The organism is Rhodococcus yananensis (assembly GCF_020515525.1).
Lineage (GTDB): Bacteria > Actinomycetota > Actinomycetes > Mycobacteriales > Mycobacteriaceae > Rhodococcus > Rhodococcus yananensis.
Map to the genome: position 1 here is coordinate 1 of NZ_JAIYEP010000102.1, position 11,635 is coordinate 11,635.

14 protein-coding genes are annotated in these 11,635 nt (G+C 69.4%); 8 read left to right on the forward strand and 6 right to left on the reverse strand.

Annotation, left to right across the window (positions count from 1 at the left end; genetic code table 11):
* On the forward strand, positions 1 to 204 hold a 204-nt coding region (locus tag LDQ05_RS17805; RefSeq protein ID WP_226438297.1), incomplete at its 5' end, for a hypothetical protein.
* Here LDQ05_RS17805 and LDQ05_RS17810 read toward each other — a convergent pair.
* The 5 genes from LDQ05_RS17810 to LDQ05_RS17830 form a co-directional block, all read right to left on the reverse strand.
* A complete protein-coding gene (locus LDQ05_RS17810; RefSeq protein ID WP_226438284.1) occupies positions 152 to 919 on the reverse strand; it encodes an SDR family NAD(P)-dependent oxidoreductase in 768 nt (255 codons plus the stop codon). The genes LDQ05_RS17805 and LDQ05_RS17810 overlap by 53 nt on opposite strands.
* A 40-nt stretch (positions 920 to 959) precedes the next feature.
* Positions 960 to 1,730, reverse strand: a complete 771-nt coding sequence (locus tag LDQ05_RS17815; RefSeq protein ID WP_226438285.1) for a TMEM165/GDT1 family protein — start codon at positions 1,728 to 1,730, stop codon at positions 960 to 962.
* Positions 1,731 to 1,982: 252 nt separating this feature from the next.
* Positions 1,983 to 2,510 carry a peptidase gene (locus LDQ05_RS17820; protein WP_226438286.1) on the reverse strand — a complete coding sequence of 176 codons (528 nt, stop codon included), beginning with the start codon at positions 2,508 to 2,510 and terminating at the stop codon, positions 1,983 to 1,985.
* Between the two features lie 99 nt (positions 2,511 to 2,609).
* Positions 2,610 to 3,458 carry an SMP-30/gluconolactonase/LRE family protein gene (locus LDQ05_RS17825; protein ID WP_226438287.1) on the reverse strand — a complete coding sequence of 283 codons (849 nt, stop codon included), beginning with the start codon at positions 3,456 to 3,458 and terminating at the stop codon, positions 2,610 to 2,612.
* Positions 3,459 to 3,587: 129 nt separating this feature from the next.
* Complete coding sequence (locus LDQ05_RS17830) at positions 3,588 to 4,211, reverse strand: superoxide dismutase (protein ID WP_226438288.1); 624 nt, start codon at positions 4,209 to 4,211, stop codon at positions 3,588 to 3,590.
* Between the two features lie 374 nt (positions 4,212 to 4,585).
* Here LDQ05_RS17830 and LDQ05_RS17835 point away from each other — a divergent pair, with 374 nt between their 5' ends.
* The 3 genes from LDQ05_RS17835 (at position 4,586) to LDQ05_RS17845 (ending at position 7,109) form a co-directional block, all read left to right on the forward strand.
* On the forward strand, positions 4,586 to 5,680 hold the full coding sequence (locus LDQ05_RS17835) for an acyltransferase family protein (protein ID WP_308013271.1): 1,095 nt from the start codon (positions 4,586 to 4,588) through the stop codon (positions 5,678 to 5,680).
* A 9-nt stretch (positions 5,681 to 5,689) separates the two neighbouring features.
* The gene (gene msrA, locus LDQ05_RS17840) at positions 5,690 to 6,358 is read left to right on the forward strand and encodes a peptide-methionine (S)-S-oxide reductase MsrA (protein ID WP_226438290.1); all 669 of its coding nucleotides are present in this window, start codon (positions 5,690 to 5,692) and stop codon (positions 6,356 to 6,358) included.
* 157 nt (positions 6,359 to 6,515) lie between these two features.
* The gene (locus tag LDQ05_RS17845) at positions 6,516 to 7,109 is read left to right on the forward strand and encodes an Rv1733c family protein (RefSeq protein WP_226438291.1); all 594 of its coding nucleotides are present in this window, start codon (positions 6,516 to 6,518) and stop codon (positions 7,107 to 7,109) included.
* A 27-nt stretch (positions 7,110 to 7,136) separates the two neighbouring features.
* Here the strand turns inward: LDQ05_RS17845 and LDQ05_RS17850 are convergent, their stop codons facing one another.
* Positions 7,137 to 8,072, reverse strand: coding sequence for an LLM class F420-dependent oxidoreductase (locus LDQ05_RS17850; RefSeq protein WP_226438292.1), 936 nt, complete (start codon positions 8,070 to 8,072; stop codon positions 7,137 to 7,139).
* Positions 8,073 to 8,450: 378 nt separating this feature from the next.
* Between LDQ05_RS17850 and LDQ05_RS17855 the strand changes: the two genes are divergently transcribed.
* From LDQ05_RS17855 to LDQ05_RS17870, 4 genes are read left to right on the forward strand one after another with little or no spacing between them, the layout of a single operon-like run.
* Entirely contained in the window at positions 8,451 to 8,792 is a 342-nt protein-coding gene (locus LDQ05_RS17855) for a rhodanese-like domain-containing protein (protein WP_226438293.1), read from the forward strand.
* On the forward strand, positions 8,792 to 9,853 hold the full coding sequence (locus tag LDQ05_RS17860; RefSeq protein WP_226438294.1) for a DUF4328 domain-containing protein: 1,062 nt from the start codon (positions 8,792 to 8,794) through the stop codon (positions 9,851 to 9,853). The genes LDQ05_RS17855 and LDQ05_RS17860 overlap by 1 nt, the downstream gene beginning before the upstream one ends.
* Complete coding sequence (locus LDQ05_RS17865; protein ID WP_226438295.1) at positions 9,850 to 10,623, forward strand: glycerophosphodiester phosphodiesterase family protein; 774 nt, start codon at positions 9,850 to 9,852, stop codon at positions 10,621 to 10,623. Before LDQ05_RS17860 ends, LDQ05_RS17865 begins: the two co-directional genes overlap by 4 nt.
* Positions 10,624 to 10,632: 9 nt before the next feature.
* Positions 10,633 to 11,547, forward strand: a complete 915-nt coding sequence (locus LDQ05_RS17870) for a DUF5926 family protein (RefSeq protein WP_226438296.1) — start codon at positions 10,633 to 10,635, stop codon at positions 11,545 to 11,547.
* Positions 11,548 to 11,635 lie beyond the last annotated feature (88 nt).

Genomic DNA, 11,635 nt, shown 5'->3' on the forward strand with positions numbered 1-11,635 from the left:
TGGGCGGACGTCGTCGCCGAACTCACCGTCGACGACGGCGGTCTGACCAAGAGTCAGAAGGCGTGGCTCGCGCTCGTCAAACCGATCACGCTCACCCAGGGGTTCGCACTGCTGTCGGGGCCACCAGAAACACGCACGGGTGGGGAGGGCGCTATCGCGGGGCCATGCGCAGCGCACCGTCCATGCGGATGGTTTCGCCGTTGAGATAGTCGTGCTCGACGATCATCTGCGCGAGTTGTGCGTACTCCGCGGGCTGCGCGAGCCGCGACGGGAACGGCACGCCCGCCTCCAGTCCGCGGCGGTAGTCCTCGGTGACCCCGGCGAGCATGGGCGTATCGACGATGCCGGGGGCGATCGTGTTCACCCGGATCCCGAACTGGGCGAGATCGCGCGCGGCGGGCACCGTCATGCCGTGCACCCCGCCCTTCGACGCCGAGTACGCGATCTGCCCGATCTGTCCCTCGAAGGCGGCGACGGAGGCGGTGTTGACGATGACGCCGCGTTGCCCGGAGTCGTCGACGGGATCGGTCTTCGCGATCGCGTCGGCGGCCAACCGCATGACGTTGAAGGTACCGAGCAGATTCACCGTGATGACGGTGCGGAACAGTTCCAGGTCGTGCGGACCGTTCTTCGACAGGATGCGTCCGGCCCAGCCGACGCCGGCGCAGTTCACCACGATGCGGAGCGGCACCCCGGAGTCGACGATCCGGTCGACGGCGGCCTGTACCTCGTCGGCGCTGGTCACGTCGGTGGGGATCAGGGTGACCCCGGCGGGCGTGTCGTCGCCGACGCGGTCGACGGACCTGTCGAGGTCGAGACCGAAGACGGTGGCTCCGGCTTCGGCGAAACGGCGTGCGGTGGCGGCGCCCAGCCCGGATGCCGCTCCGGTGACGAGTGCTGCGGTTCCTCGGATCTCCACGGTCGTGCTCCTGCTGCCGAGTGATAGGACGCTTCGAACCCTAATCCCCGGATGCGGTGTGTCCCCCGGTGGTGGCGTTCCCGCGAGTCGATTCGTTTCCCTCCGCCGCAATTGCATCCGCGGGAAGCGCCAGCGCCCGCGGGAACCGGTGGCGGGACGTCCGCCGCGACACGGCGACCGCCACGACCGACGACACCGCGAACGCGAGGGCGCCCGCGATCGGCCCGACGGGCGCGACGTCGGGGGCGATGCCCTCCCCGAGCATCCACGCACCGAAACCGAAGAACAGGGCCGACGCCCCGAGCCGGATCGCGTTCTCCGGCAGATGCCGGCCGAGTACGGCGCCCGCGACGATCGCGAGCGCGTCCGCGGCGACCATCCCGACCGTCGACCCGATCCACACCCCGGCCCAATCGTTGTCGGCGGCCAACGTGACGGTCGCGAGCATCGTCTTGTCGCCGAGTTCGGCGAGGAAGAACGCGGATGTCACGGCGAGGAAGGCCGAGCGGGTCGCCCGCTGCGCCTTCGACTGCTCGTCGTCGTCCAGCGAATCGCCGCGCAGCGTCCACGCGCCGAAGAACAGGAACGCGACGCCCCCGACGATCGACATGGCCTGCGCGGGGATGGCGACACCGAGGTAGTGGCCGACGGCGACCGAGACGAGATGCACCGTCGTGGTCGCGGCGAGGATGCCCGTCAGGACCACCCACCAGCGGTGACGCAGCGCGAACGTCATGGCCATCAGCTGGGATTTGTCGCCGAGTTCGGCGACGAAGATGACGGCGAAACTCAGCAGGATCGCAGACCACATGCGGTGCTTCCTCCTTCGATGTGTGGAGGAAACGGGCCTTCCTCCGGTCGTCGGACGCGGGGGTGCGTCGACGGCCGAAGGTCTCGCCCACCGGAGACGATCCGGTTCGCCGCGCCGGGCCCGGAGGCCAGTGTGTCGACGCGGCGATTGGGGGCTACTCCCCTTCGCTGCAGCAACGATAGCCCGCCCGGAGGCGGGATGCAAAGGTAATGCTAATTTCAGGAGAGCCGAATTCTCGATTTCGTCATGTGCTCATGCAGTGAGCAGCATCGCCAGAATTGCGGTGTCGGGATCCCTGTCCGGATCCACGTTCAGCCTACTGACCAGCGCCGTGATCGTCCCGTCGGGCTCCGCCTCCACCCACGCCGCCCGGTGGTCCAGACCGAGATACGGGACCCCGGGCAGCAGCACACACCCGGACGCGACACCCGTGTTCTCCGGCAGCGACGGCGTGGTCTCCGACGGTGGATGCAGCACCATCAGTGCCGGTGGTTGATGGCCGGCGAAACAGCCCGGTTCCACCGCGGCGTCGCCGAGGACCGGGCCCGCCGCGACGACCAACCCCACAGTGTCCGGCTCCGGATCGTCCGGAAGCTCCTCGCGCGCATCGAACACCGTCGATGTCGGCAGCAGACCCGGCAGCGACGCGATGCGCACCGTCATCGCGAGCAGTTGCGTCCACTCGCGGGTGCTCGTCGGCCAGCGCCCCGACACCACGAACCCGCGGAGGGTCCCGTCGGACTGGAACGCCGTCAGACCGATGTGTCCGCTCTCCCTCATCGCACCTCCGATCCCTCGCAGGCCTCACGTGAAGAATGACCGTTTTGCGACCTGGCACACAAGAGGGTGCGAGTGCCGACACACCCGACGTCGGGGTGCTCAACGTGCCACGGGCACCCGCACACGCACGATGGCACCCGCCCGGTCGCGCATCGCCGCGTCCGGCTGCCACGTCGCGGACGTGCAGACGAACAGATCGCGGCCGTCCTCACCGCCGAGCGCGACCGCATACGGATTCGCGATCGCCACCCGGTCGACGATCGTCCCGCCCGCGGCCACGCGGAGCGCCTCGCCGCTGAACGGCGACGCCACCCACACGGCGTCCTCACCGTCGATCGCGAGGCCGTCGGGGAACACCGTCTCGTCGAACTCGGCGAGCGTCCGACGCTCGGAGAGCGCACCGTCGGGCCTTACCGTGAACGCCGAGAGTCGACCAGGAACCGCGCGCGTCTCGGCGACCACGAGTGTCGTGCCGTCCGCGGTCGCGACCATGCCGTTGGGGAACAGCAGGTCGTCGGCGACCGGCCGTACGGTGCCGTCGGGCTCGACGAGCGCCAGCGTCGCCGGGGCGGCCGGGCTGGGCGGGGCACTCGCGTCGCCGTAGTTCCCCACGTACGCGCGTCCGGACGGGTCGACGTACATGTCGTTGAGCTGCCCCGTCGCGATGTGCGAGAGGTCGGCGTGTTCGACGAGGCTCCCGTCGTCCTCGCGGCGCAGCACCTTCTTGATGTGTCCCGCCGCGACGAGGAGCCTGCCGTCGGGCAGGAACCCGATCCCCGCGGGGTGACCGTCGATGCGGGCCACCACCTCGGATTCCCCGGTGGCCGGCTCGAGGCGGTGCACCTCGCCGGCGTACACGTCGGTGAACCAGAGGAACCCGTCGTGCCAGCGAGGGCATTCCGGGAAGGCGAGTCCGGTGCGGATGATGTCGGGTTCGGTCGTCGGCATGGGCGGCACGCTAGCGGCGGACGCACCGGAACGGAACAGGATCCACCGCACAGTGGAAACCCCGAGGTCGGAGAACGGAGAAGGGGACGCCGCTGCGGCGTCCCCTTCCCGGTGTGCGGTGATCCGTGACTAGACGATCAGCCCGGAGGTCGCGGTGCGGGCGCGCTCGAAGCGACCCTGCACGTCGGCCCAGTTCACGATGTTCCAGAACGCCTTGACGTAGTCGCCCTTGACGTTCTGGTACTGCAGGTAGAAGGCGTGCTCCCACATGTCGAGCATGAGCAGCGGGGTCAGGCCGATCGGGATGTTGCCCTGCTGGTCGTAGAGCTGGACGATGAGCAGACGGCTGCCGATCGAATCCCACGCGAGGATCGACCATCCCGAGCCCTGGATGGAGTTCGCGTTCGCGGAGAAGTGCTCGCGGAACTTGTCGAACGAGCCGAACGCGTCGTCGATCGCCGCGGCGAGCTCACCGGTCGGCTTGTCGCCGCCCTCGGGGGACAGGTTCTGCCAGAACACCGAGTGGTTGGTGTGGCCACCGAGGTGGAACGCCAGGTCCTTCTCGAGCTTGGTGGCCTGGGCCGCCAGCGTGCCGTTCTCGCGGGCCTCGGCGAGCTTCTCGAGGGCGGTGTTCGCGCCCGCGACGTAGGCGGCGTGATGCTTGTCGTGATGCAGCTCCATGATCTTCGCCGAAATGTGCGGCTCGAGGGCTGCGTAGTCGTAGGGCAAGTCCGGAAGCGTGTACTCAGCCACGAAGGATCCCTTCTGTGCGGGCCGGGTGGGCCCTTCGATCGAATCGATGTCTGTTCGGGTGGGTGCCCGATGTGCCCACCGGCGTGCATCCGAAATGCTCACCGGCGCGCACCCGATTGTTCCTATCGGGTATCCACCCAAACCCATAACTACACCGTCCGCAAGGCGCGGGCACAGCCGGACGTCGGTTCACCGCCCGCAACGCCCGCCGTCCCCGCCCGTCCCGGACGGGTTCACCGTCAGGTGCGAAATGCGGTGAGGCTGCGCTCAGTGGAACCCCGAATGAACGGGAAAGTAACATCAGCGGGGTGTCTCGGCTCCTCCTTCACGATCCGGCACGCGGAGCCGAGGCGCCGCGTGTCCGCTTGCCGGGCGTGAACCTGCTGCGATGCCTCGCGGCCTTCGCAGTCGTCTACTCGCACATCAGCTTCTATCTGATCGACGATCTCGGTACCGGATGGTGGGGTATCGATCTCACCTACGACGTCCTGATCGCCGGTGCCGGACTCAACAACCATCTGTCGTTCGTCGGTGTCGCGGCCTTCATGATGCTCACCGGGATGCTCATCACCCGGTCCGCGATCCGGGAACGGCCCGGACGGTTCCTCGCCGCCCGCATCACCCGTCTGATCCCGGCGTTCTGGGTGGCGATCGCTCTTGCGATCGTGCTGGTCCGACTCGGTATCAACGGCATGTTCAGCGGCCACACCGGCGTCGGCAACAGCGAAGCGTTCCTCAGTTTCTTCCTCGGCGCCTTCTTCCTGAAACCGCAGGTCGCGGTGCTCGGTGTGGCGTGGACACTCGCGGTGCAGATCGCGTTCTACCTGTACTGCGCCGCCGGACGGTCGCTGCTGCGGTCGGCACCGGCCGCCGTCCCCGTGCTCGGCGCGGCGTTGTGCATGCTGGTCATCGTCTACAACCTGTACGTCCCCGAGCCCTACTCGGTGCCGTTCCTGTCGAAGATCGCCGCAACCCTGCCGGCCGTGTTCCTCGGGCAGATCGCCTACCTCGCGTGGGCCGGATTGATCTCGGTGCCGGCGCTGCTCGTGGCGTTGCTCGCACAGGCCCAGGTCGTGGTGCTCGCCACCGACACCCAGGTGTACTGGGCGGGCAGCAGCTACCTGTGGACCATCGCGGTGGTGTTCGCGTGCGTCGTGCTGGTGTCGCGGGTGGACGGCCGTATCGCCCGGTCCCGCGTCGTGAAGTGGGTGGCGACCCGCAGCTACGCGATCTATCTCATCCACACCCTCGTGATGTACCGCGCGTACGAGAACACCGTGCCCTTCCTCGGTGAGACCGGTGCGATCGTGTGCCTGCTCGTGGCGGTGGGCCTGGCAGCCGAACTGCTGTACCGGGGTGTGGAGATGCCGGCGGCGCGATGGATCAACGACAGGTGGTTCGCACGCAAGCCGGTGGGCGCGGACGGGCCCGCCGTCGCGGCACCCGCGCCGCAGTCCGCGTCCGCGTAGCATCGGGACATGTCCTGGTTCGACGACATTCTCGCCCACGCCGGATCCACGGCGCAGATGGTCCGGGCCGACGACGCACTGCCCGGTCGTGCCGACCCGATGCCGGTGCCGGAAGTCCACCACGTCAACGGTCACCGGATCGTTCCCCCGTTCCCCGAGGGGCTGCAGATCGCGATCGTCGGCATGGGTTGTTTCTGGGGTGCCGAGAAGGAGTTCTGGCAGCTCGACGGCGTGTACTCGACCGCGGTGGGGTACGCCGGTGGATACACCCCCAATCCCACCTACGAGGAAGTGTGTTCGGGACGCACCGGGCACACCGAGGTCGTCCTCGTGGTGTTCGATCCCGATGTGATCGGCTACACGCAGGTCCTGCGGCAGTTCTGGGAGAACCACGATCCGACGCAGGGGATGCGGCAGGGCAACGATCGGGGCACCCAGTACCGGTCCGCGATCTACACACTCGACGAATCGCAGGTGGAGGTCGCCGAGGCCACGGCCGAGTCGTTCGGGCAGCGTCTCGAGCAGGCGGGGTACGGGACGATCACCACCGAGATCGCGCCGCTGACCCAGTTCTACTACGCGGAGGACTACCACCAGCAGTACCTCGCGAAGAACCCCGCCGGGTACTGCCCGGTGCACGCGACCGGCGTCAGCTGTCCCGTCGGCCTCGGTGCCTGACGGGTGCCCGGGGCACACCCGGGCCGAGCACACACGACGAACACACGTGTGTGCAAATGCACAGTGTGACCTGACCGCGCTTCCTTGTTTCGGGATGACGACCGAAGCACCCTGGATGGAGGGAAAACGGCCGGGGGGAAGGGATCGGGTCTCCGAAATGACGAACACGGCGGAATATCTCACGCGGATGCGGCGGGTGCGGCGCGGTGCGAACCCGCTGGTCCGACGTACCGATCGCCTCGAATCCCGGGTGTTCACGCTGTTCGTCGCGGTACTGCTGCTCCTCGTTCCACTGTCGATCTGGGCTTCCGTCGTCACCTGGGGCAACCAGACGGCGCTGGCCGAACAGCAGCAGGCCGAACGCGCGACCGTCACCGCGACCCTCGACACCGACCCCGCGCTCGACGCCGCCGGCTGGGGCGACATGACCTACGCCACCGCGATGACGGCACCGGCCACGTGGAAGTGGCAGGGCATCGAGCGGCACGGTGTCGTGCAGGCCGACGATTCCGCTGTCGCCGGTGACGAGGTGCAGGTGTGGGTCGACCGCGCCGGCGAGCAGTCGCTGCCGCCGATGAGCGACGGCGCCGCGCGATTCGCGGGTGTCCTGGCGGGGGTGTCCCTGTTCGCCTTCGCCGGCGTCTTCGCCACCGGAGCCTTCGTGTTCGCCCGCTGGCGCATCGACCGTGCCCGGACCGACCGGTGGAGCCGGGAGATCGAAGCGTTCCTCGGCTCCACCAGCAGCCACTGAGCGGGCGGGGCGGAGCCCCGCGACTGCTCAGAGATCGGTGACGGCGGGCATGACCTCGTCCGCGATCAACTCGAGATGCTCGAGATCCGCCAGGTCCAACACCTGCAGATAGATGCGCTGCGTCCCGATCTCGGTGTACCGGCGGATCTTGTCGACGAGTTCGGCGGGGGTGCCCGCCAGCCCGTTCTCCCGCAACTCGGCGACGTCACGCCCGATCCGGTCCGCGCGGCGCGCGATCTCCGCGTCGTCCCGTCCACAGCACACCACCAGCGCGTTCGAATACGTCAGTTCGGCGGGGTCGCGCTGCACGGCGCGGCAGGCCTCACCCACCCGAGCGAACAGGTCCGCGGTCTCGTCGACGGACTTGAACGGCACGTTGAACTCGTTCGCGTACTTCGCCACCAGCGCCGGGGTGCGCTTCTTGCCGGCACCGCCCATCACGATCGGCGGGTGCGGCGACTGGACGGGCTTGGGAAGCGCCGGGGAATCCTCGATCCGCACGTGCTTCCCCTCGTACGAGAAGGTGTCGCCGATCGGGGTGTCCCACAGGCCCGTGATGACGGCGAGCGAATCCTCCAGCAGATCGAACCGTTCCTTCAGCGGCGGGAACGGGATGCCGTAGGCGCGGTGTTCGTCCTCGAACCAGCCGGAGCCGAGCCCGAACTCGACACGGCCACCGCTCATCGCGTCGACCTGCGCGACCGTGATCGCGAGGGGGCCGGGATGCCGGAAGGTCGCCGACGTCACGAGCGTGCCGAGCCGGATCGTCGACGTGTCGCGGGCCAGACCGGCCAGCGTGATCCACGCGTCGGTCGGCCCGGGCAGACCCTCGACGTTCATCGCCAGGTAGTGATCGGATCGGAAGAACGCGCCGTATCCGAGGCGTTCCGCGGTCCTCGCGACGGCGAGCAGATCCTCGTAGGACGCGCCCTGCTGGGGTTCGGTGAAGATACGTAGTTCCACGGTGGTTCGTCTCCGGTCTGTCGAGATTCCGTGCGGGTGGCCGTCCACATTCTGCCCCTGGCGACCGGTGCGTTGCCGTCGCCGCACGATTCCGGCCTCCGCGGTCGGTGTCGCTGCTGTGGCGGATGATCCCTGCTCGCCAGGGGAAGGCGACCAGCTCTCCGGCGAGGGCGTGGTTGCCGCACTCGAGCGCAGGTACTGCTTGCTGCGGGACGGCGGCGCAGCGCAGGGAGCTGAGAAGGCCCCCGCGCAGTAGTCGTCGCCGGGCCCGGAGTTGCCTGTGGATGAACCTGTGGAAACTGTGGACAACTCCTGCTCGGAGGCCCTCCACCGCTCCCGGCGGCCACACCGGTCGATGACGCGTGCCACTATTGGGACGTGAGTGTTTCCGACGTGCCCACCGTGGCGGTGGGAGAGGTTCCCGACCCGGGCACCGAATCGGTGCTGCTCGATGTGCGTGAGGACGACGAATGGGAACTCGGGCACGCGCCCGGGGCACTGCACATTCCCCTCGCCGATCTTCCCTCCCGGGTCGACGATGTGGACATCGACGCCGAGGTGTACGTGGTGTGCCGGCAAGGTGGCCGTTCGATCGGTGCGGTGCAATACCTGAACCGGATCGGATTCGACGCCTACCAGGTCGACGGTGGCATGGTGGCGTGGCAACAACAGGGATTGCCCCTGGTCTGTGACGGCGACGCCCCGGCGAAGATCTATTGATGGCCGCCTACCAGATCTGCGTCCGCTGCGAGAACCGGTGGCCGGTCGGGCATCAGCCGTTGCAGTGGTGCCCCGGTTGTCACGGTCTGCTGCTGTCCCCGGTCGACACCCACATCGCGGTGCCGCCGTCCCGACGCAACTTCCGGTGGGTGGCACGCACCCCCGGCGCGGTCGCCGACCCGTCGTCGGGTCCGCGACCGGCGACACGTCGGGGGACACCGTCCTACGCGGAGATGCCGCGCTGGGGGCTGCTGGACGAACCGGTTCGCCGCGACGACGAACCGACCCGCGCCGACACCCTCGCCGATCTGGCGCCGACACTGCTCGTCGGTACCGCGGCGGTGTTCGCCCTCGCCGCGCTCGCCGAGGGCGCGCGCTACGCGCTGCTGCTGTTCAACCGAACCCGGCTCGTCGACCCCCTCGTCCTGGCGTTGTCCGACGCGGCGGTGTGGGCGACGCAGATCGTCGGGCTCGTCGTGGCACTCGCCGCGGCGGGTGCGTCGGCGCTGCGGGTCGTGGAGATACGCCGCCGCGTGTTCGCCGCGCGTGGCCGATCGGATCCGCGGCCGACCTGGCAGATCGTCGCGGCATCGGTGGTTCCCGGGGTCAATGCCGCGTTGCCGGGTGTGTATCTCACGGAGGCCGCGGGCGACGATCCGCGGTTGCTGCGGGCGGTCCGCGGCTGGTGGGTGCTCATGGTCGTGAACACGGTGCTGGCCGTCGTCGTCCTGCTGTGGCGTCAGCGCGACACCCTGCAGGCCCGCGCCGATGCGGTGCTGCTCACCGCGCTTCTCGCTGCCGTCGCCGCTGCCGTTGCCGTCGCGACGTTGTGGGTGCTCCGCCTGTTCGACGACACCGACCTGCGGGGACGTCCGCTCACCCGTCGTCGGTTCACCGTTGCGTCCGGTCCCGCGAACGCACCGGTCGCGCCGATCGCTCCGCCGCCGGCGGAACCGGCCCAACGCGATGCGCTCGCCGAGGACGCCGAGAACGCCGAGAACGCCGAGGACGCGGAGGGCGCCGAGGGCGCACCCGCCCGACGCGAGGTGGTCGCGTCGTGACGGGACCCGCCACCCCGCGCGTCGTCGCACACCGGGGATCGTCTGCAGCGAAGGCCGAACACACCCTCGCCGCCTACGAACTGGCCCTCGAAGAAGGCGCCGACGGACTCGAATGCGACGTGCGGCTGACCCGGGACGGCCAGCTCGTGTGCATCCACGACCGCACCGTCGATCGCACGTCGTCGGGCACCGGCGTGGTCAGCGAGATGACCCTCGACGAGCTGTCGGAGTTCGACTACGGCAGCCCCGATGAGCCCGCCGGCCTGCTCACGCTGCGGCAGCTGCTCGAACTCGCCCTCGACTGGACGAGCACCCCCGTGAAACTGTTCGTCGAGACGAAACATCCCGTGCGGTACGGCAGTCTCGTCGAGGCGAAACTGCTCGCCGAACTGGCCCGGTTCGGGTTGGCGACCCCGGCCTCGGCGGACTTCTCGCGGGTGGTCGTGATGTCGTTCGCGGCGAGCGCCGTGTGGCGCATCCGCCGGTCGGCGCCCCTGCTGCCCACCGTGCTGCTGGGCGAGACGTCCCGCTACCTCGGGGGGAGCGCCGCGACCACGGTCGGGGCGACGGCGATCGGCCCGTCCATCGCGACGCTGCGCGAACACCGCGACCTCGTCGACAAGGCCGCGCTCGCCGGCCGCGCCACGTACTGCTGGACGGTCGACGACGCCGCCGACGTCGAGTTGTGCCGCGCGCTCGGGGTCGGTTGGGTCGCCACCAACCACCCGGGGCGCACCAAGGCGCAGCTCGCCGCGGCACCCGGCGTGTAGTTTTGCGCCGTGGCGAAGAAGAGCAAGAGAAACAGCGGGCCCAAGCCCGGCAGCAACCGTGCGGCGAAGCTCGAGCAGCGCAGGCTCGAGCGGGAGGCGGCGTCGGCGGTGCCGACCCGCCCGTTCGAGGGGATCGCCCTCGAACGCGACCTCGTCGCGCTCCGCGAGTTCGTGCCGTCGGCGTTGGTGGACCTGCCGGTCACCGGTGACGGTCGCCGGATCGTCGGCGCGACCATCCTTCCCGGTGGTGTCGCGGCGCTCGTGCGTGAGGAGGGCGACGACGTCGTCGGCTACGTCGGGTTGCAGCTCGCGGCCCCCGGACCGGATCCGGCGGCGGAGCTGGCCGCCGCGATCGCGTGGGCGCGCACCGGTGAGGCGGGCACGTCGCTGCAGGTCGCGTCACCGGGTGACGACACCCCGGCCCTGACGGATCTGCTCGACGCCGAGACGTTGCCGGCGGTCACCGTGTTCCAGGATTTCTCCTGGTGGATTCCCGAAGGTGTCGAGCCGGCACCGGATGTCGCGCAGATGGTGCAGCAGGCGAACGCGGCGGTGCTGCCGTCGGCACGCCTCGACGCGGACGGCCTCGTCGCCGCGTGGTGGGTGGATCCGGGCGAGAAGGCACACATCCGCTGGATCCGCGACGAGGACGAGGACGCGTTGATGTCGGCGCTGTCGCGGGTGCACGCGGCGGGTGGCCTGCACCTCGGGGAGGGTTCACGGTTCGCCGGTTCGTTCCGCACGCACGGGCTGCTGGTGCCGGTGTTCGACCTCGACCGCGAGAAGCACCCCGACGAGTGGGTGGAACCGACCCGCGAGTTCGGCGCGCGACTGGAGGCGGCGCTCGCCGACGACACCCCGTTGACCGCCGCGGAACGTCGCTCCCGCGACGGCATCCGCAGCCGGCAGGTCACCCTGCGCTGAGCGGCGTACCCCCACACCGGTGGGGGTACGCCCCCGGCGGTGTGAGCGAAGGGTACATCCGATCGATCCGATCGATCGGATGTACCCT